Source organism: Haloferax marisrubri, from assembly GCF_001469875.2.
GTDB lineage: Archaea > Halobacteriota > Halobacteria > Halobacteriales > Haloferacaceae > Haloferax > Haloferax marisrubri.
The window spans coordinates 447,561-468,014 of the sequence record NZ_LOPW02000010.1; the positions used below are offsets into that span (position 1 = coordinate 447,561).

Here is a 20,454-nt window from a genome sequence, read left to right on the forward strand (position 1 = left end):
GGGTGTAGGGAGCGCATATGCACTCGTCCCGTGCCCTCCTCTTGGCGCTCGTGTTGGTGTGTTCGACGGTCGCCCCGTTGACGGCCGCACAGAGCGCTGACTACGATGTCGACATCGACGACGACCTCGATATCCCCGACCGGACGATTTCGACCCAGTGGGGTGACCAGACCATCGAAGCCATCGGCAGCGCGTCGGAAGACGGCTCCCTCTCCGTGTCGACCGACGGGCCGTCCGGTGACTCGTACTCCATCCGTCTCGTCGACAGTCAACAGCGGCTCCGCGACAACTACTACGTCGACGGCGGCGGCTCCGCCTCGGAGACGTTCTCGCTCAACCGCTACGACCCCGGTACGTACGCGATTGCGATTACGAACGGGACCGAGACGGTCTACGCGGTCGAACCGTTCGTCATCAACGGCTTCGACGTCGAACAGACCGCGGCGGACCGCGTCGAAGCGGACGACGAACTCCTCGTGGAAGTGAACCTCTCGAAGGTCAGTCGCGACGTTGAGTCACCGCCGGCCGGCGTCGAGGTCGTTCTCGGGAACGAATCGACGTCTGTCCGCACGACTGCGACCCAACAGACCGGGCTGAACTACACGGCGACGGTCGACGTCGCGTCGCTCTCGACGGGCGACTATCGCCTCTATTCGGCCGCACAGACCGACGACGAAGTGTTCGGTGAACCCGAACTCGTCGCGGTGAGCGGAACCCAGTCGGTGAGCGTCGTCGAGGAAGGCTCGCTCCAAGACTCGGACTCGACGGACGGCCCCGACGACACGACGACCACGGAGACGACCGAGACCACCACGACGACCGCAACCAACGAGTCGACCACATCCAACTCGACCGGAGGGTCCTCCGGTGGAAGCTCGGCGGAGACGACTGACTCGCCGACGCCCACGACCGATGCGGATGACGAGAACGACGCGGACGATTCGGACGACGCGGACGACGCCGATCAGTTGTCTTCGACGGCGGAGTCCACCGATTCGACCGGCACGGAGACCTCGACGCAGACCGCAGACACCTCGACGACGATGCAACCGACGACCCAAACCACGACTGAAACCGCCGCTCCCCTCTGGGGACCGGTCGGAATTGCGCTGGTCTGTATCGTCGGCCTCGTCGGTGTCAGTCTCCTCCGCCGGCGCTCGTAATCGGACGACCGATTGCTCTCCTCGCGCGGTTTTCTTTACCTCCCTCTACGTACCATTCGACAATGGCTCCCTCCGCTATGCGTCGCCGCTTCATCGCTGCTGTCCCCTTCGTTACTCTCGGAGCAGGCTGTCTGGGTTCTCTCCCGCTTCGTGATGAACCAGCGTCGCCACGTGTCGGCCTCGGGAAGATCAGCGTGCTCAACGTCCGGGAGGCCCGGACTACTGCCGACATCACCGTTCTTAGAGACGGCCGCTCTGTGTACGAACAAGCGCACACGCTCAACAGCGCTGATATGGTTGAAGTCATTGAACCGTGGATGGGGCAACATGTCACCTACGAGATTACGGTGACTGCTCGGAATCCCCGAGTCGAGGTCACCTTCTCAACATCGGACGTGGAACAATTAGTCGATGACTGGGGCGAAAACGAGTGCTTTCAGGTACAGTTCGATATCGCTCGTGGGGAGATTCGAACGTTGTTCGGTGCGATGAATTCCTGTCAGCCGTCATCCTCTCGTTCGGTGGAGTCGGGTGACAGACCGGCTCCGCGCAGGTAACCGGGGAAGTACTTGTTCGGTAAACTCGCGCCCGCTATTCACCACGGACGCAACAAACTAGCAGTACCTACGGATTTCAACAGCGCCGTGCGTGACTCTCCGATTCGGAAGCGAGTCGTCCGCACAGGTCGAACCAAAAAAGAACCGAGAACGGTGACGCGAACTTATTCGCGTCGCACCGCGATGAGCGCGATTGCGACGAGCGCAATCAGCGCGGCGGTGACGCCGAAGCCGGGAATGACCGAGTCAGTCGTCGTCGGCTCTCCGGTCGTCGTCTCGTCGTCGAAGCCGGGCGTTCCGTCGTCGGACGTGGTAGTGTCGTCACCACCGTCGTCGGAGGTGGTGGTGTCGTCACCACCGTCGTCCGCCGTCGTCGTCACGGCCTGCGTCGACGTCACGGCGAAGTACGAGAAGCCGGGCGTATCGACTTCCAGCACGACCCGTCCGTCGCCCTCGCTCACGACGCGCGTGTCGAGGGTCTCCCACTCACCGCTTTCGTCGTTGTAGCGTTCGACCGCGAGGTCTTGCGCCGTAATTCCGAGTTCGTCGAGTCGGTCTTGTCTCACGCTCAGCGTGATGGTCGACGGCGAATCGCGGAGGGAGTTCGGGACGTCGATTTGGACGTACCCGATTGCCGCGTTCGACGGTCGACCGACGGTTCCGGGGAGGCTCGTCCGTTCGCGGACGATGACCTCGCCGGTACCCTGGCTCCCGAACGCCAGGTCGACGTTCGTCACGGTGGAGCCACCGGGGAGCGATGCGCTGACTTCCGAACCGTAGAAGAGCCGGACGCTCTCGTAGGTTCCGCTGTCAGGGGCACCGCCGCCGCCACCACCGCCGCCGCCACCGCCGCCACCGCCACCGCCACCAGACGGTGCTTCGGTGGTCGTCGGCGTGGACGGCGTCGGCGTCGGCGTACTGCCGTCGATGTTGTTCACGTCAACGGTCGTCGTGTCGCCGCTGTGCGACAGGAGGTTCCCTCTCGTGTCCGTAATCGATTCGACGGTGACGTCGATGGACGCGGCGGTGTCGCTCCCAACGGACTGCGCACTCACCGTCAGGTCCGCCAGCGAGATATTTCCGGTCGAACCGGAGGTCTCACCCGTGTACCCGACGACGGTGAGCTTTCCGTTGCCGTGGTCGGTCGTCTCCACGTTGAACCGGGAGTTCCCGGCAACCGAGACGTCGACCACGCTGTCGTCGTAGCTGATGTTCAGTTCGTACGACCCGATACCGTCCGCGTCTTCGACGTTGTACGCGGTGAGCGTCGCCGTCGAGTCTGCAGAGCGCTCGTCGATCGAGCCGACGGCGTCGACCGAGACGGTCTTCGCAGTCGCGGCACCGGCCGCGCCGACGGCGACCGTGCTGACGAGCATGGCGGTGCACATCGCTACCGCGAGTAGCTGTTTCGTGTTCATGAGTTATGCACCCCCGATGGTGTAGTCGGTATCACGGTTGTTCTCGCTGTACTGCTGGACGAGCATCGCGTCGACCGCGTTGACCTGCCCGTCGCCGTTGACGTCGCCGTAGGCGGCGTCAGAGCCGCTCGAGGCGGCCTGTGCGATTTCGGACGCGTCGTCCGCGTCGACGTCGCCGTCGAGGTCGACGTTACCGAGTTCGTAGCCTTCGAACTCCACGGAGACCTGCGTTCCGACGCCGGTCTGGTTGAGTTGGACCCGCGTCTCGCCGTCGATGGTCGTCTGCTCGACGAGGTTCGCGTCGGTCGTCGCGAAGCCGTTTCCGCGGAGCGGTTTGTCGCTCGGCGGTGCGATGTCGTACACGACCGTACCGTCACTCTTCGAGATGGTCACGGACACCGTCGTGTTGACGGGCGTCTTCGCGTCCCCGTCGGACTCCGACGTCGAGTCGCCGACGAGCGTCGGTTCCTCACCGACGTAGGCGACCGGCTGGATGCTGTCGTCGCCGTCGACGAAGGTGACAGACGCCGTCTCAGAGATGCCGACACCGACGGTGAACTCGGGGGCGTCCGTCAGGCTCGAGCCGACGGTGTGGTCGCCTTCGAGCACGGTCTCGCTGACCGAGTCGGCTTGGCTCTGACCGTCGAGGACGACGGACGCGCCAGTCACGGCGTTTCCGTCGTTGTCCACGACGCTCGCGTTGACCGTCCCGACGCCGCTCACGTCGAGTTGTTCGCTCGTGCGAACGTTGTTCGGCTCGTTGTACAGCGGGCGCACGTCAGCGGTCAGCGACGTGGTCCCCGCCGACGAGACGGTCACGTTGAAGTGGTAGGTCCGGGATTCGCCGGCCGGCACCACTTCGCCCGTGATGAGCAGGGCGTCGCCGGTCGAAATCGTGCTCTGCTGGACGGTCGCGTCTCGTAGGTCAGATGTGTCGTTCACGTACACCGCGTCTTCGGCCCCGTTCGGGAGTCCGACCGGACTGCTAATCGGAACCTCCACGAGCGGGTTGAGGAGCGCGGTGTCATTGTTGTTCGTAACCGTTACTGCAATCGTCTGGTTGCCGTCCGTGCTGAGGTCGTCCGGCGCGTCGATGGCGACGCTGAACGGGTCCGCAGCGGACACAACACCCGGACCGACACCGAACGATATCGATGCCACGACCAGGAGGGCAGCCAGTGTCATTGAGAGTTTTCGTGTCATCGTTCTCCTCAGTTGGCGTCCTCGTACTCTTGTTCGTTGACGAGCTGTTCGGATTCGGCACCGACAACGACTCGAGTCGAGTTCTCGGCGGTCAGCGTGATACTGCCGGTCTGACGAAGCGTTTCGAGTTCGTCAGTCGTGAAGGACACCACGGCCGTCGGCGTGTTGCCGTCGACGGTGACGTTCTTCGAGACGGTCGAGTTGATTTCGACCGTCACCGTCTGCGAACCGGCGTTACGCTGGTCCGCCGTGGTGAGGGCGTCGATTGCGACGCCGGTCGCACGCGTGTTCCCGAAGGAGCCGCCCTGCTGGTAGATTCCAACGAGGTAGCCGACACCATCGGAGACGGTATCGTTGTTCGCTGCCGTGTAGCCCTCCGCGGCGTTCAACGCGATAATCGCGTTGCCCGTCGCACGGGCCTTCTCACCGGTGTTGCTCCAGTACGGCGAGTTCGTGTAACCGGTCCACGAGCCGTCGTCGTGCTGGTTGGCCACGAGCCATTGGGTACCACTGTCGAGCGCCATCGACACGCTGCCCGAACTCAGTTCGCTGTTGACCTGCGTCCGGAGGGTGTCGCTGTCGTTGACCGCGGCGAGCGCCTGCACCGCGTACGCGGTCGCCTGCGCTTCTCTCGAACCGGCTTCCCAGCTACCGTCGCTGTTCTGCCGTTCGATGAGGTGGACCGCGGCGTCGACGCTGAACTCGTCGGCGGCCGTCTGTGCGGTCGCGTTGAGGTCGTCGCCAGCGCGGTCGATTGCGACCGTCGTGTAGGCGGTCGCGGAGGTTCTGTCGCGGAGGAAGTACCCGTTCGGACGGACACTTCCGTCGTTGCGCTGCTTGTCTGCCAGCCAGAGCACCGCACCGCTCTGGTTGATCCGCTTGAGACTGGCGTTCACGTCCGTGCGGTTGCTCTGCACCGCGTCGTCGGAGACGGCGCTCGCGCCCTGCAGGGCGTAGATGGTGTAGAACAGGTCACCGCGCGGGTTGTTGCCGTACATGCTCCACGCGCCGTTGTCGTGCTGGGAGATGTTGAAGTACGTACCGGGCGTGGGCTCGTCGGCGAGCTTACTGATACCCGCGCTGATCGTGCTGTTCGCACGGTCGCGGTCGTAGTTGCTCGGGATGTCGCCGTCGCGGTAGTACTGGTCGGTCCGGAGCGCGGACATCATCTGGGTCGTCGTCTGTTCGACACACCAGTAGGGGTAGGAGAACAGGTATTCGAGACCCTGAAGCGTCCGTCCGTCCGTCCCGGCCTGCACGGTCACGTTGAGCGTGTGTTCGTAGGTCGTCGCGTCCGAGATGTTGAGCGCGAGCGACTGCGTCTCGCCCGCGGACTCGAGCGTCGTCGCGTTCGTCGTCGTGTAGCGAACCTTCGGCACCGTGACGTTGGTCGTCGCGGACGCCGTGTCGCTCTCGCCGAACGCTTCGACGGTGACGTCTATCTGCGCGTCGTCGATGTCGGCGGTCGTGTTGCCGCGAACCTTCCACGCGGCCGACCCGCCGTTGCCTGTCGCACGAACCTGTTTCTCAGCGGTCTGCCCGTCGACGAGTTCGAGCCCCGAGGGGAGCGAAACCGTCGCGTTGACGTTCGACGGGTAGTTCGTGTTGAACTCGGCGAGGACGGTGACAGTCGAGTTGTTCACGACCGTCGAGGGCACCGAGACGTCGTCGTCTTCGATGCTCAGCGTGTACGGCTTCACCGTGACGTCCTTCGTCGACTCGTTGTTGTCGAACGGGACGCCGTCGGAGACGCTCGCACGCACGACCTTGTCGCCACCCGTCGCGAAGTTGTGGGTGACGCGGGTCGTGTTGGGCTGTTGGACACCGAGGTTTCCGATGGTGATGTTCTCGGTCGTGCCGTCGTCGTAATCGACGGTCACGTTGAACTCACCGGTCGGCGCGGTACCGTTGTTCTTCGTGAACACGACGAGCGTCGCGCTCTGGCTCTGGAGCACCGTGCTCTGTCCCTGGATACGGACCGTCGGGTCGGCGTAGACCACGCGCGTGGTGTTGACCGCCTGGTTGTTCGTCTCGTCCGTCTCGGGAATCTCGTTCGCCGGGTCGACCGTCGCGGTCACCCGCGCGTTACCCTGTGCGAGGGTTCCGAGGAGTTCCTCGCTGGCGAACTCGGTCAGGTCGTAGCTGAGCGTCGTCTCGTTGTTCGGCGCGTCGGTGCTGTCGGAGAGGTTGCCGGTGTACTTCGTGTACGTCTCCGTCTCGCCGTTTGCGGCCTCGACCGTCAGGTTGACCGTCGCGTTCGAGACGTTGACGAGACCGTCGTTCGAGACGGTCACGGAGGCGTTCACGCCGTCGTTGAACCGCTGTCGCCGTTCGACGTCGAGTTCGGGCGAGAGGTCAGCACCCTCCGCGAGGCGGAAGGTGAGGTTCGCACCGCTCGTGTCGACCGTGAGGTTCTGCCAGTACGTCCGGTTGACGAACCGGTCGTTCTCCGGCGGCGTGACACGGACTTCCATGTCGCCGCGGACCTCGATGCCGGTCTTGTCGCCTTCACCGGCCGGGAAGAGCCCGTCGGCGTTGGACTTGTACGCGACACCCGAACGCGTGCCGTCGTTGTTGTGCTGGACCGCAATCGTCGCGTTCTCCACCGGGTCACCGTTCTGGTCGACGACGGTGACGTTCAGCAGCCCCGCGTCGGGGAGCGTCGTGTTTCCGACGTTCAGAACCCGCTCGGTTCCCTGCGTCGTGTAGAGCGAGAAGATGTCGGGCGACCCGTCGCGCGGGTGGTCGCCGCTCCAGCCGCTCGCTCCGTCCTGCACGTACGCAATCGTCTGCGTGGTTCCGTTAACGACCGGAACGAGGAACCGACCGTTCTCGTCGGTGAACGTCTGGCCGACGAACCACGGCTCGTCGCCGGGGTTCGTGCGGCTCGTGTAGACGAGGTCGTCCACGGCGGCGCTCCCGTCGGGCAGTTTGACGTAGCCCTTCGCGAGCGGACCGCCGGTGACGCGCGCGTCAACTTCGTTGTTCGTCTCGCTCGCCTCGGCGATTTCGTCAGCCGGGTCGGCGACGACGCGAACGGAGTAGTTCCGCGCGTCAACGCGTGCGAGCGTGGTGTTGATAGCGACCGACTCGCCCGCGGCGAGGTCGACCGACCGACTGGTGAGTTCTTCCCAGGACCCACCGTTGTCGGCTTTCGCTTCGACGATGACGTCGACGCCCGTCGCCTCGACGTTACCGCGGTTTTCGACCGTCGCGTTGACCGGCACGACGCCTTTCGTGACGTTCGTTTCGACCGAGAGCGTCGGCGTGATGTCCGGTGCCTTCACGGTCACCGTCTCGGGTGAGAGGTCACCGATACGGACCGTGTGCTCACCGAGTTCGAGGCCGGTGACGGTAAAGGAGACCGTCTTCGATTCGCCCCCGTCGAGCGTCACCGACTTGGTCTGGGTGATTTCGTCGTCAACCGAGAGCGTCGCGGTGAACGTGTCCGACACGTCGCCGGTGTTCGTCACCGTCGCGCTCGCGTTGACATCGTCTTCGAGTCCGATTTCGGTCGCGTTGACCTGCAGGTTCGAGTACTCGAGGTTCGCCGGCTTGTCGACAGTCACGGTCTGGGCGGGAAGCCCGTCGATCGCGATCTGGTACGTGCCGGGACCGAGATCCTTCTCGAAGGTGACCGTCGTGGATTCGTCGGGCGCGAGCGTGCCGTTCATCCACTCGACGGTCTGACCGTCGATGACGAGCGACGCGTTGTACTCGCCAGCGCCGGTTCCGTTGTTGCTGACATCGGCACTCACGACCGTCGTCTCACCCGGTGAAACCTGACTCGGAGCCGTGAAGTTCGAGTAGACGATGTCCGGGACGCCGCTGACCTCGATGGCCGTCGGCGTCGCGTCGTTGACCGTCACGTCGTACGTGCCCGGTGCGTCGAAGCTCAGTTCGAACTGCTCGACGACGGTCTCGCCTTCGCCGACGAACACCGTCTTCGACTCGACGGTCTGACCGTCACGCTTGAGGTCGACCGTGAAGTTCCCACCGAAGTAGTCGGTGTTCTCGATGGTCGCGTTGACCGTCACCGTCTCGTCCGTCGTCACCGACGTCGACGAGACGTTGTAGTCGGTGAGTTCGATGTTCGGCGTGATGACGTACAGGTCGACGCTCGACGAGATGTACGCGGTTCCGTCGGACGGCGCTTTCGTGGCCGTCGCGGTTCCGGACTCGACGGGCGTGAACGTCACTTGACCGTTCGAATCGGTCGTGAACGTCTTGCCGTTGTACGTCACGTTCGCACCAGCGACGCGGTCGCCGGTGTCTGCCCGGGTGACGTTGAGCGTGACGCTCTCTCCCTGCTGGATTTCGACCGCGCTCGGCTCGATGTTGAGCTGGACGCCGTCGACGAGCTCGACGGTCGCCTTGTTGCTCAGCGTGGCCGTCCCGTTCTGTGCGGTCGCGAAGTGAACCACCGAGTAGTTACCCGGGGTGAAGTTCTCCGTCGTGCGAAGCGTGACCGTTTCCTTCGGCCCGCCGACGGTCCCGTTGATACTCGTGTAGATGACCGTGTCGTCGGTCTGCGTCACGCTGTCTTCACCGGCGAGCCGCGAGAGCAGCGAGACGATGTTCGTGTTCCCGTTGTAGCGACTCGCGGGAAGCGTGCTCCCGGCGAAGTTCGTTCCGGGCTTCACGTCGGTCGCCCCTTCGATCCGGTCGATGGACGACTGAATCTCCTCGACTTCGCTCCCGTTGAGCTGAATCGTCTGCTGTTGGTCGCCGAGGACGGACTCGTTCAGCAGAATCGTCGTGTGCGAAACGTCGTCCGTGCCCAGGTTCGACGCGTCCACGTCGACGTTCACGTCGTTACCGACCGCGGCGACCTCCGGCGGCGTCACGGTCGACCGACCGTCCTGCACGAGGAAGTGGTCGAATCCGACGACCGTCACGTTCCCTTCGGCGGTGAGGTTACCGGGCGACGAGCCCTGCACCAGTCCCGGGTCGGTGCTGTTCTCGACGAGGACCGTCGCGAAGATGTACTGCCCGGACTCGTTGGGCGTGAATCTGAAGTTCTGCGTTCCGCTCTGCCCGGTGAACTCGTCGACGATTTCGGCGTTCGTGTCCTTGCTCGTGGTGAGCAGTTTGCCGATATCGCTGATGCCACCCGGTTGCTTCGCGCCCTCCTTCAGGCGGACAGCGACCAGTTGGACTTTCTCCCCGTCGACCACGCTACTCTGCCCGGCTTTGCCCGGATTGAAGGTCGCGGTGATCTCCGTCTTGTTGAAGACGTAGATTCGGTTTTTGTCCAAACTGGTCTCCAGGTCGCTCGTCCCGACGAAAATGTTCGTGTTCCGTATCTCGTGGCTGATGTACGGAACGTCGTCGAGTGTGACAAACTCGCTCGACGCCGCCGGGTTATTCGGCCGGAGTGTTAGCAGCGAATACTGCCACACGGAGACGTTCTCTCCGGCGTCTATTTTCAACTCGTCACTCACCGCAGGTGTTGTCGCTCCATCTATCGGAGCGGAACCCCCTCCGCTGAGTGAGGCCGATGCGTCTGCTGAGGTGAGGGTGCTCGCGCTAACGGGCCCTACCACCATGGATAGAACCACAACCCCCGTCAGAACTAAACTCAAGAGTTTAGTCCTGTTGCTGGTCGTAGGCCTCATGGTATGTTCATCTGATAGGAGCGATAAAATACTTCTGTATCACCCATGGATTTATTCAGATTCATAGTCCTGAATAATACCGTCCAGCTGTATTGACACTCATTCAAACCGACAACATTTCGGCCGTTTCGTAGCCGTGGTCACATTAAAGAAGGCGGCTAGTCATGTGAGTAGCATATGCGAAGACGCCGGTTCCTTACTGCGTTCTCTGCGATGGTCGTCGGAACTGCCGGCTGTACACAGGAGTCCGAAACCGAGGTATCAACCCAAACACAAACGACGCTCCCGACGAGAACGCCCTCACCGTACGTCGAGCAGGCGGACGAGTTTCGGTCGTTCCTCCAACAAGAAGAGATTTCCATCGTCGAACTCCTCCCGCAACCGCCGGCGAACGCGGTGGAACTCACGTACGTCTCGAACGAAGACCAGTACGAGGAAGTCGGCGGGGAAATCGGCACGATTGCCGGCGGCTTCTTCAATCGGGTCGCAAACGGCTGGGAGGCCGAGCGCCTGAACGCGGTGGTCATGGACAGCCCCGAGTCCCGCTTCGGGACGTGGTACGCGAAGTCGTCGTGGTTCGAGGAGTACCGAGACGGCGAGATCTCTTCGAACGAACTCTCGCTCAAAGTGTTGAACACGCTCTCGCGCGCGGAAGACGCGTGAGACCGACCGCTTTTAGTGAATCCTTGTCGCACCCATAGCCGATGACCTCCGACACGGACTGGCTATCGCTCGTCCCGCGCTCGGTTCGCGCCGCCCCTGCGGACCTACTCGCGGTCGTGGTGGTTGCCGTCCTCACCTGCGGTGCAGTCACCCTCCCCGGCGTCCGCGACACCCCGCTTCGGGTCGTCCTCGGCCTCCCGTTCGTGCTTTTCGTCCCCGGCTACGCAGTTATCGCCGCGCTGTTCCCGGAGTCGGGGCCCTCGGTCGCCGCGAGCGGCGACGCCGACGCGGCCGACCGGACGGGAATCGACGGTATCGAGCGGGTCGCGCTCTCGTTCGGGACGAGCATCGCCCTCGTCTCGGCGCTCGGACTGCTCCTCAACTTCACGCCGTGGGGGCTTCGACTCGTTCCGATTGTCGTCGCTATCGGCCTACTCACGGTCGCGGCCGCGGTCGTCGGGTCGCGTCGGCGGGCCGCCCTCCCCGAGAGCGAACGTTTCGGCGTCGCGGTCCGGTCCAGTCTCCCAAATGACCCGAACCCCTTTTCGTCCGGGTCGCGGACTGACGCGGCTTTCGCCGTCGTGTTGGTGCTCTGCCTCGCGGTCGCCGTCGGAGTGGGCGGATACATGGTCGCCGCTCCCGGGTCCGGGGAGTCCTTCTCCGAGATATACGTGCTGACGGGGAACCAATCCGGGGACCTCGCCGCGGAAGACTACCCGACGGAACTCACTGCGGGGGAGCCCACGTCGCTCACCGTCGCCGTCGGCAACCACGAGGGGGCGGCCACCGACTACGTCGTCGTCTCGCAACTCCAGCGCGTCCGGGTCGCCAATAACACGACGACGGTCCTCGAACGCGAGGCACTCACCCGGTACCGACCGTCGGTCGAGGCCAACGCGACGTGGCGGACTGAACACGCGGTCACGCCGACGATGACCGGCGACCGACTCCGACTCACTTACCTCCTGTACGAGGGGTCGGCACCCGCGGAGCCGACGGCTGCAAACGCCTATCAGTCGGTCCATCTCTGGGTGAACGTGACGGCTCCGGACTCCGCCTCCTCCTGACCGACGCCGCTATTACGCCCGGATTTCCGCGAACAGCGCCTGTACGTCCACGACGTTGACGCGACCGTTTCCGGAGAAGTCGAACGCCTCCGGCGTGCCTTCGACCGCCTCGGCGTTGCGGTTGGCGAACAGCGCCTGCGCGTCCGCGAGTGTCACGTTTCCGTCTCCGTTGACGTCCTCGTAGCGTCCGTCGCCGTCGGGGTCGGTCGGCGGCGCTGTTTCGCTCGTCACGGTACGCGGGAGCGCGGCCGTTTCGTTGACCGCGCTCCACGTGTCGAGCATCCCCGCGCCGACGGCTGGTTCCGTCTGTGGGAGCGGTTGCGCCGTTGACCGGAGAACCCGCGTCACGTCGGCGCGGGTCGCGTTCGGGTTCGCGTCGAGGAGGAGCGCGACCGTGCCGCTCACGTGCGGGGCAGCCATCGACGTCCCGTCGAGCGTGACGTACGGTTCGGCCTCGTCGCGCTGTGACGTCGAGTACGCCGACGTGACGTTTTCTCCCGGAGCGATGAGGGCGATGCCGGGCCGCCGGTCGTCTCCGAACCCGACCGGGCCGTGACTCGAAAACGAGGTCACGCCGGACGTCGTCTGTCGCGCCGCACCGACCGTAATCGCGCCCTCCGACGCGCCGGGACTCGCCACCGAGCGGTTTCCGAGCAACCCGGCGTTGCCGGCCGAGATGACCGCGACCGTGTCCGTCGTCGTCACGAGCGAGTCGACGTACCGGGAGAACTGGTCGCTCCCGTTCGACGGGTAGTACGCCGTCGCCCGGTACCGATACGACACCGACTCGGGGTGGTCGCTCTCGACGGCGAGCGACCAGTTCCCGGGGGTTTCGATTGCCGTCTCGTTCCGAGGGGTGAACCTCTGGTACGCGATTGCTTCCGGCACGCGGCCGTCCTCGAACCACCAGCCCGCATCGACGCCCCTGAGCGGGGTTTCGCCCGCGGGGTCTCGAAGCGTCACCGAGAGGTTCCGCATGACTTCGGCCCGTCGCTCGTCGCTTTGAATCCGCTCGCCGCCGACCTGCGTCGGTTCGACGAGCACGTAGACGTACGCCGGTTTGAACCCGTCGTACCGCGCGCTGGCTTGGTACACGCCGGACCCGTTCGCGTAGAGTTCGATGTCGCTCGCTCCGGTCCCGTTCGGCCGGACCGCCCGCTCGCCGCGGTATTCGAGCGGGAACGGACTGGCACCGAGGCTCGCGGAGACCACGTCCGCGCGGTTCTCGGCGCTCCACTCCATCGCCGCCATCACGTCCGACATACTGCCCTGTCCGTCCTCGTCGAGGGCGCGCGCGCCGAACAGCCGTGCTTCGGGTGCGACGCCGACCGATTTGTTCGCGTCTGCCCGCCCGGCGACCGTCCCCGCGACGTGCGTGCCGTGACCCCACGGGTCGAACGGCTGGGAGGTGTCGCCCACGAAGTCCTTCCACCGGACGACCTGCCCGCGGAGCGCCGGGTGGCTGTCGTCGATGCCGCTGTCGATGACGCTGACGTTCACGCCCGCGCCGGTGATTCCACGGTCCTGTACGTCGTCGGCACCAATCGATTCGAGGTTCCACGATTCCGTTCCGCTCGCCGCGACCCGCGCGCTGTCCGGTCGGACCGTCTCGCCGTACGCGGACAGCGAGTCCAGATACGCGGCGACGCTCGGCGACACCGACCCCGTCGCGTAAATCGGCCGGTCGTAGTGAATCGCGGAGACGTTCGGCATCCCACCGAGCGTTCGCACGACCGCGGGCGTCGCCTCGACGGCGAGCGCGTTCCGCGTCCAGAACGGCGTCACGTCTGTGACGTTGCCGCTTTCCCGTCGCGCGTCGAGGAATTCGCGCACGTCGGACTGCGTTCGGTTGGTCGTCTCTCTGAGTCGGGCGCGCGTCGTCTCAGACTCGCCGGGCGCGTCGGCCGACTCGCGCGAGGGGTCGTCGAAGACGAGGATGACCGGGACCAGTTCGTCCGACGCCGCGCGCGACAGTTGATACGCCGCCGCGCCCGAGAGAACGCCGTCCCCGGTCGTCTCGTCGTCGGGCGCAGTCGTGTTGTTGGTCGTCTCGTCGTCGGGCGCAGTCGTGTTGTTAGTCGTCGCGAGGTCGGCGGCGGCCGCTGTGGCCGCGCCCCGCTCGGACCCGCCTAACTCGGCATCGGGCGGGCGCGCCGCTTCGGAGACCGGTGCGAGCGTCGCGCTCAGAAGCAGACAGAACACGATGCCGACGACGGCGGCCCGCGTCCCTCGTTGCGTTCGAATCATCTCTTCGGGAGTCGTCTGGGCGAGGGCACGGCTGTGACGGCGAGCATCTTATTCGAGAGGTACTGTCAATCGCGGCTACTGGCCTAAAACATCCATCGGTCGTGCCGACGGGGAGACCGTTTGGTAAAACACACATATTGGCGTTATACTCATGCGGACGAATGACGGTCTGCGGTCCGCCGTCCGCCGGTCCCGGAACAGAAAAGTAGTCCGACTCGTAACACGTCGGGTACCGAACCCAAATGTCGACTAGACTGGCTCTCGTCGTCCCGCTCGGTCTTCTCGTGCTCGTCAGCCTCGGCCTCGGCGTCGCCCCCGCCGGGGGAGTGACAGCGCAGGACAACGTATCGGTCGTCGTGACGCCGGCGTCCCAAGACGCCGAAGTCGGGTCCACGACGACCTACGACCTCGTCGTCCGCGGCCTCGACGGCGGCGGTGTCGGCGCGGCCGACGTGACGGTCAGCGTCGACGAGTCGGTCGCTACCGTCGCTAACGCGTCGTTCGTGCCCGACCCCGGGCTGAACGAGGTCACGTACAGCGACGGGCGCTCGCAAGTTCGCCTCTACGGGGCGCTCATCGACACGTCGCAGTCGGGGTCCGTCACTATCGCGACCGTCACGGTCGAGAGCAGCGCGAACGGGACGACCCCAATCGGGGTGGACGTGACTGACGTCGGGAGCGAAGCCGGTGTCAGCTATCGAATCACGGCCGTCGAAAACGGGAGTCTCGTCGTTGGTGCGGGGAGTTCGAACACGACGACTGCGGTAGAACGCACGACTAGTGAGGGTTCGTCGTCGCAGGACGGCGGCGACGGTTCCGATTCCGACTCCGAATCGACCGCCGGCGAGTTGACGGTCTCGGCGATGGGCGGCGCTGATGCGGACGCGAACGACACGAGTTCGCCCGTCGCGTCGTCGTCATCGACGGCGAGCGCCACGACGGACGGACGGGACGAACCCGCAGAGTCCACCACCGAACCCGCCACGTCAGCGATACCGACGGAGACGGCCGCCCCCGGCCCGTCGATACTTCTCACTACGGTCTCTCTCCTCGTCGCCGGTCTGTACTTCTCGGTGCGAACCCGCTCCGATTGAAGGGTGAGTGCGGAGTCGCCTCTCGACTCTCGTCACCGACCGCACCGACGCCCACACCGCTCGCGTCGGGTCGGTTCCCGCAAGCGATAGTTTAGTTATCCCGCACCGTCCATCACCGTGCATGGCAACGGCACGACGCGAGCGATTCATCCGCGCCCAGCTCGCCTGGATGCTCGGCGCGACCCTCGTCTTGGTCCTCCTCGACTCGCTTTCGTACGAGTTGGTCTTCGTCGTGTCCCTCATCGGCTTCCTCGTCGTCGTCGAACTCACCGCGCCCATCGCGGTGACGCCCGCGTGGCGGCGACGGCTCCTGTGGCTCATCGGCGGCGGCCTCGTCGCCTTCGGCTACATCGTGGTCAGACGCATCCTCGACATCCTCCCGCCGGGGGTGTTCTGAGTGCGCCTCGGCTCCCGCGAGGTCGGCTATCCGCACCTGTTGGCCGCGGCGCTCCTCGTCACGATGCTCCTCGGCGTCGGCGTCGGCGCGAGCACCTCCTCGTCCACCTACGGCGCGTTCAACGCCGCGTGGGACGGCGGCTCGGGTATTCGCGGGGTCGCATCGGACGCGGGTGCCGAGACCGAAGTCGTCTACAACACCACCGAGTACGACGAGGTCGACCCGGCGGGCACCGTCGCGTTCGTCGTCTCGCCCGAGCGGGGCTACACCGACGCCGAGGCCGCCCGCATCGAGTCGTTCGCCCGCGCCGGCGGGACCGTCGTCGTCGCCGACGACTTCAGGCCGCACGCCAACGACCTGCTCGTCCGACTGGGCGCGTCCGCGCGACTCGACCAGACGCCGCTCCGCGACGACCGCCACCAGTACAGGTCGGGCGCGCTCCCCGTGGCGACGCGCGTCGCCGCGGACCCCCTGACCCGCGACGTGAGCCAACTCACGCTGAACCACCCGGCGACGGTGACGCCCAACGGGAGCACCGTCCTCGTCCGCTCGTCGAACTTCTCGTATCTCGACGCCGACGGTGATGGCGAACTGGACGACACCGAGACGCTCCGGTCGTACCCCGTCGTGACCACGGAGCGTCTCGGCGCGGGCGACGTGGTGGTCGTGAGCGACCCGAGCGTGTTCATCAACGCGATGCTCGAACGGCCGGACAACCGGGCGTTCGCGACGGCGCTCGCGGCCAACCGGACGACCGTCGTGTTGGACTTCTCGCACGCCGAGGAGCGTCCGCCGCTCCAGGTCGCGCTTCGGGCGCTCCGCGACTCGGGCGGGCTCCAACTCCTGTTCGGCGGCTTCGTCGTCGGCGCGATTGCGCTCGTCGCCCGCCGCGACCGGGTCTCGTAGCGCGACTGTCCGCGCGTCCGCTCCCGCCACCGCACTCTCTTCGCCGGCACGCCGAGACCGCAGTTATATGTGGTCGCCGTCCCGAGTGGTTCCATATGAGTGCTCCCGAAGAGGTCTACGAGGCCATCCTGGACGAGACGTCGCAACTCCTCGTCGGGAACGAAGACGCGATAGAGGCGCTCACCATCGCGTTGCTGACCAACGGGCACGTCCTCCTCGAAGGGGTTCCGGGCGTGGCTAAGACGACGATTGCCAACCTGTTCGCCCACGCCGCGAACCTCGACTACCAGCGGATTCAGATGACGCCCGACGTGTTGCCGGCCGACATCACGGGCACCCACATCTACCGCGAGAACCTCGGCGAGTTCGACCTCCAGCGGGGGCCGATTTTCTCGAACGTCGTCCTCGCCGACGAGATAAACCGGGCGACGCCGAAGACACAGTCCGCGCTCCTCGAAGCGATGGAGGAGGGACAGGTGACCATCGAGGGCGAGACGCTCAAACTCCCCTACCCGTTCATGGTCATCGCCACGCAGAACCCCATCGAGTACGAGGGGACGTTCAACCTCCCGGAGGCCCAGCGCGACCGCTTCCAGTTCAAGGTCGTCGTCGACCTCCCGGAGCGGGCCGACGAGCGGGAGATTCTCGAACGGTTCGACCGCTCGCCGTCGCTCAAGCCCTCGGACATCTCGAACGTCATCGACGACGCCGACATCGGGAAGGCACGGCAGGTCGTCACGGACGTACACGTCGACAACAAAGTGTTCGACTACATCCTCGACCTCGTCGGCGCGACGCGGACGCACGCCGCGGTCGATTTCGGCGCGTCGCCCCGCGCCTCGCTCGCCTTCCTTCGGGCCGGCAAGGCCGCCGCGGCGATTCGCGGCCGCGACTACGTGATTCCCGACGACGTGAAGCGACTCGCGCCCATCATCATGTCCCACCGTCTCGTCCTCGGCACCGAGGCGGACATCAGCGGGCGCGACCCGCGAGAAATCGTCGAGGAGGTCGTCGACACCGTTCCGACGCCCGAAGTCGACCTCAACGAGTCGACGACGCCGTCCGTCGCGGGCGACGACGACTGAGGGCGGTCGGCTATCGCTCGTCGGATTCTGTTTCTGTTTCTGCTTCTTCGGCCTCGACCGCACCTGCGTCGGCCTCGTGCTCGACCGCTGACGCCGCGCCCGCGGACGACTCGACTTCCTCGCCGTCTTCGACGTCCCACCGGCAGGTGACGGCGAAGTCCATCTCCTCGCCGGCGGCGACCTCGGTGACGACCGGGGCGTCGAGGCCGCGGGCGACGACCACGGCGACGAACGACGCCACGGGCGTGTCGAACGTCTCGGCCGAGGCGAACCGGCAGTCTTCGACGCGGACCGTCAGGCGACCGTCCGCGGCGTCCGTCTCGGCGGTCGCGGTCTCGGCGAGTTCGAACAGTTCCACGAGGGCGTCGGTCGCCTGCCGGGCCAGCGTCTCGGGGTCGTCGCCGAGCGGGCCGTCGAGGCTCCGTTCGAACTCGTCGAACAGGCCGCCGCCGCTGGGGTCGAACGCGACGCCGCGGGCCAGGTCGTCGTCGGTGACGACGAAGGTGTCGCGGAGCGCCTCGGCGTCGGGGAGTGCGTAGCCGCGGTGCTCCGGGACGAACAGGCGAACGTCGCCGCGGTCGGCGTCGGGGACGTAAACCGCGACGTCCTGCAGGCCGAGTTCGTCGACGACGGCGGCGTGGTTGCTCGCGTGCGCGCCGAACACCGACGAGCCGACGCCGACGGGGATGAACCGCTCGGGGCTGAGATACCGCGTCACCGCCGCGGCGAACAGCCCGATAGCGCCGAGGACGACGAGCGTCTCCCTGACGGGCGGAAACAGCGCGCCCCCGAGCAGACCGGCGACGCCGAGCGCGGCCAGCGCGACGGCGGTCTGTCGGTAGCGACCCCGCCGGAGCGCCTCGTAGCGCTGTCTGAGGCGGGCGTTCTCGCGTCGGAGGTCGGCGAGTTCGGCGCGGTCGGCGTCCGTCTCGTCGGTTCCGGCTCGCCCGAGGTCGCCGTCGCCGCCGTTGGGGGCCGACACGGTCGCGTGGGCCTCCCCGTTGGCTAACTCCAACTCCCGGTCGCGACCGTCGTCCGCGCTCATCGGTTCGCCTCCGGCGCGTCAACGAAGCCGAGCGCGACGCGCTCGTAGCGGTGGAGTCCGTAGGCGACGAGCGCCGCGAGGACGGCGGCGACCAGCGCGGCCTGCCACGCCCACCGGAGCGTCGTCCAGAGCGCCCACGCGACCCCGAGGGCGACGGCGTATCCCGCCGCCAGTCGGACGAGCAGAGCGCGGTCCGGCGGCCACCCGCACGCCGCCCCCGCGAGAAGCGGGAACGCGGCGAGTTGCGCGCTCCCGAGCGCGACGAGGCCCGCGTCCGCGAAGAACGAGACGGCGGTCAGTTGCGCGACGACGAACGCGAAAGGGCCGTCGGACGCCGCCGCCGCGGCGAGGACGAGGACGCCGGCGGCGACGCCCCACAGCCCGTTCGTCAGGCTCACCGCGAGGGTGAAACAGAGGACGCCCGCCGCGTCCATCGGGGTGAGTTCGTTCGCGTCCAACACGGTTCGAATCGTCCGTTCGCTCTGGTTCACAGGTGTCTCCATCGGTGTTCACTCCGCTGTGGTGGCCCGCGTCGTCGCCAGTTCCATCGCGCTCTTGGGGGCGACCTCGTAGGCGGTGACGTTCGGCAGTCGTTCGAGGCGCGCTCGGAACTCCTCGAAGGCGACGAACCCGGCCGCGTCGCCCGCAGCCCCCGCGTCGGCGGCGTCGGCCGCGTCGTCGAAGAACGTCGTCGGCGTGAGGAAGACGCTCGTCTGACTGCTCCGCTTCGACGCGACGACGACCGCCTCGTAGGTCTCGACCTTCGCCGAGTCGTCGGTGACGAGCACGAGGTGGTCCTCTCTGTCCGACCGCGAGCACGCGGACTTCACCGCGTCGAAAAGCGGCCGGTCGCTGACCCGCGAGACGTAGCTCTCGCCGTCGCGGAGATACGGGCGGAGCGTCGTCGCGAACGCCGAGTCGTCGTCGCCGAGGAGGCGACTCCGCTTGCGGGCGTCTTCCGGGGCGACCGGGCGGGACGCGTCGACCGGGCGGCGCGGGCTGGCGGTCGGCTCTATCGAGAGCAGTCGCCGCCGAATCGTCTGGTAGGCGTTCGACGACGAGGAGGGGCCGAACTCCCACTCCATCGCGGCGTCGCCGACGAACTGCGCCGAGACGGGGTCGCCGTGAGACTCCGCGGCGTCGACGAGGCCGAGCGCGACCTCGCGCGCGTACGACAGCATCGTCCGCCCGGTCGGGCCGCGGTTCATGTGCGACCCGCAGTCGACCACGAGCGACAGCAGGTAGTCCGACTCGGATTCGAACTCGCGGATGTACGGGTGGTTCATCCGCGCGGTGGTCTTCCAGTCGATCTGCGACAGCGTGTCGCCGGGGAGGTACTGCCGCGTCTCGTGGGGGACAAGTCCCGGTCCGGTCTGGTCGCTGGAGTGGTCGCCGAACGTCGTGCCGACCAGTTCGCCGCCGCGACCGACGTGGATGCCGTCGGGTGCCGGCGGTTCGACCAGACAGCGGGCGTCGACGTCGAGCGTCACCGTCTCGGTGAAAAAGCCCGCGCGTCCCTCGATATCGGCGGCGACCTCGTCGAACGCGATTCGCCCGGCGACGGGGAACTCGATACTGCACGTGACCGACCCGGTGGTCTCGCCGGGGTCGAACGCGACCGTCCGGCGCGCCCGCTCCGGCGCGTTCACGCTCGGCGGCGCGACGAGTTCGACCTCGACGGGCGCGTCGACGGCCTCGGACAGCGACGCCGTCAGCGTCACCGCGGCGCGGTCGCCGACGAACACCGACGTGGGCTCGATAGAGACGGACGCCGAGAGGTCGCGGTCGACCGCGCGCATCGTCCCGACGGCGTCGACCTGCGCGACGACGAGCCACGCGGCGAGGCCGCAGGCGGCCAAAAGCGGCGTCGGCTCGTCGAGGACGACCGCGTAGACGGTGAGGAAGCAGGCGACGCCTGCGAGCGCGGCCCATCGGCGGGTCGGAAGCATCGTGGATTCGATTCGTGCCGCCCAAGTTGAATGTTTGTGTTG

General features: G+C 66.3%; 14 protein-coding genes. 7 read left to right on the top strand and 7 right to left on the bottom strand.

Going from position 1 to position 20,454, the window contains the following annotated elements; genetic code table 11:
• The first annotated feature begins 17 nt into the window (after nucleotides 1–17).
• Nucleotides 18–1,163 carry a hypothetical protein gene (locus AUR65_RS09300; RefSeq protein WP_058566551.1) on the top strand — a complete coding sequence of 382 codons (1,146 nt, stop codon included), beginning with the start codon at nucleotides 18–20 and terminating at the stop codon, nucleotides 1,161–1,163.
• Between the two features lie 721 nt (nucleotides 1,164–1,884).
• Here the strand turns inward: AUR65_RS09300 and AUR65_RS09310 are convergent.
• From AUR65_RS09310 to AUR65_RS09320, 3 genes are all read right to left on the bottom strand, one after another.
• Complete coding sequence (locus AUR65_RS09310; RefSeq protein ID WP_233194348.1) at nucleotides 1,885–3,138, bottom strand: PGF-pre-PGF domain-containing protein; 1,254 nt, start codon at nucleotides 3,136–3,138, stop codon at nucleotides 1,885–1,887.
• Between the two features lie 3 nt (nucleotides 3,139–3,141).
• Nucleotides 3,142–4,263, bottom strand: a complete 1,122-nt coding sequence (locus tag AUR65_RS09315) for a dockerin type I domain-containing protein (RefSeq protein ID WP_233194349.1) — start codon at nucleotides 4,261–4,263, stop codon at nucleotides 3,142–3,144.
• Between the two features lie 86 nt (nucleotides 4,264–4,349).
• Nucleotides 4,350–9,599, bottom strand: a complete 5,250-nt coding sequence (locus tag AUR65_RS09320) for a CARDB domain-containing protein (protein WP_233194350.1) — start codon at nucleotides 9,597–9,599, stop codon at nucleotides 4,350–4,352.
• 537 nt (nucleotides 9,600–10,136) lie between these two features.
• Here AUR65_RS09320 and AUR65_RS09325 point away from each other — a divergent pair.
• Both AUR65_RS09325 and AUR65_RS09330 read left to right on the top strand, forming a co-directional pair.
• Entirely contained in the window at nucleotides 10,137–10,622 is a 486-nt protein-coding gene (locus tag AUR65_RS09325; RefSeq protein WP_233194351.1) for a hypothetical protein, read from the top strand.
• Nucleotides 10,623–10,663: 41 nt separating this feature from the next.
• Nucleotides 10,664–11,689, top strand: coding sequence for a DUF1616 domain-containing protein (locus tag AUR65_RS09330; protein WP_058566555.1), 1,026 nt, complete (start codon nucleotides 10,664–10,666; stop codon nucleotides 11,687–11,689).
• Nucleotides 11,690–11,701: 12 nt separating this feature from the next.
• Here AUR65_RS09330 and AUR65_RS09335 read toward each other — a convergent pair whose 3' ends face one another.
• Nucleotides 11,702–13,936, bottom strand: coding sequence for a S8 family serine peptidase (locus tag AUR65_RS09335; protein ID WP_058566556.1), 2,235 nt, complete (start codon nucleotides 13,934–13,936; stop codon nucleotides 11,702–11,704).
• Nucleotides 13,937–14,178: 242 nt separating this feature from the next.
• Here AUR65_RS09335 and AUR65_RS09340 point away from each other — a divergent pair, with 242 nt between their 5' ends.
• From AUR65_RS09340 to AUR65_RS09355, 4 genes are all read left to right on the top strand, one after another.
• Nucleotides 14,179–15,030 carry a hypothetical protein gene (locus AUR65_RS09340; protein WP_058566557.1) on the top strand — a complete coding sequence of 284 codons (852 nt, stop codon included), beginning with the start codon at nucleotides 14,179–14,181 and terminating at the stop codon, nucleotides 15,028–15,030.
• 121 nt (nucleotides 15,031–15,151) lie between these two features.
• Nucleotides 15,152–15,427 carry a hypothetical protein gene (locus AUR65_RS09345; RefSeq protein WP_058566558.1) on the top strand — a complete coding sequence of 92 codons (276 nt, stop codon included), beginning with the start codon at nucleotides 15,152–15,154 and terminating at the stop codon, nucleotides 15,425–15,427.
• Complete coding sequence (locus AUR65_RS09350; protein ID WP_058566559.1) at nucleotides 15,428–16,333, top strand: DUF4350 domain-containing protein; 906 nt, start codon at nucleotides 15,428–15,430, stop codon at nucleotides 16,331–16,333.
• 95 nt (nucleotides 16,334–16,428) lie between these two features.
• Entirely contained in the window at nucleotides 16,429–17,418 is a 990-nt protein-coding gene (locus tag AUR65_RS09355; RefSeq protein WP_058566560.1) for an AAA family ATPase, read from the top strand.
• 10 nt (nucleotides 17,419–17,428) lie between these two features.
• Here the strand turns inward: AUR65_RS09355 and AUR65_RS09360 are convergent, their stop codons facing one another.
• Genes AUR65_RS09360 through AUR65_RS09370 form a run of 3 tightly spaced genes read right to left on the bottom strand, consistent with a single transcriptional unit; the run spans nucleotide 17,429 to nucleotide 20,412 of the window.
• A complete protein-coding gene (locus tag AUR65_RS09360; protein ID WP_058566561.1) occupies nucleotides 17,429–18,463 on the bottom strand; it encodes a hypothetical protein in 1,035 nt (344 codons plus the stop codon).
• A complete protein-coding gene (locus tag AUR65_RS09365) occupies nucleotides 18,460–18,954 on the bottom strand; it encodes a hypothetical protein (protein WP_058566643.1) in 495 nt (164 codons plus the stop codon). Before AUR65_RS09365 ends, AUR65_RS09360 begins: the two co-directional genes overlap by 4 nt.
• A gap of 18 nt (nucleotides 18,955–18,972) precedes the next feature.
• The gene (locus AUR65_RS09370; protein WP_058566562.1) at nucleotides 18,973–20,412 is read right to left on the bottom strand and encodes a DUF58 domain-containing protein; all 1,440 of its coding nucleotides are present in this window, start codon (nucleotides 20,410–20,412) and stop codon (nucleotides 18,973–18,975) included.
• Between the last annotated feature and the right edge of the window lie 42 nt (nucleotides 20,413–20,454).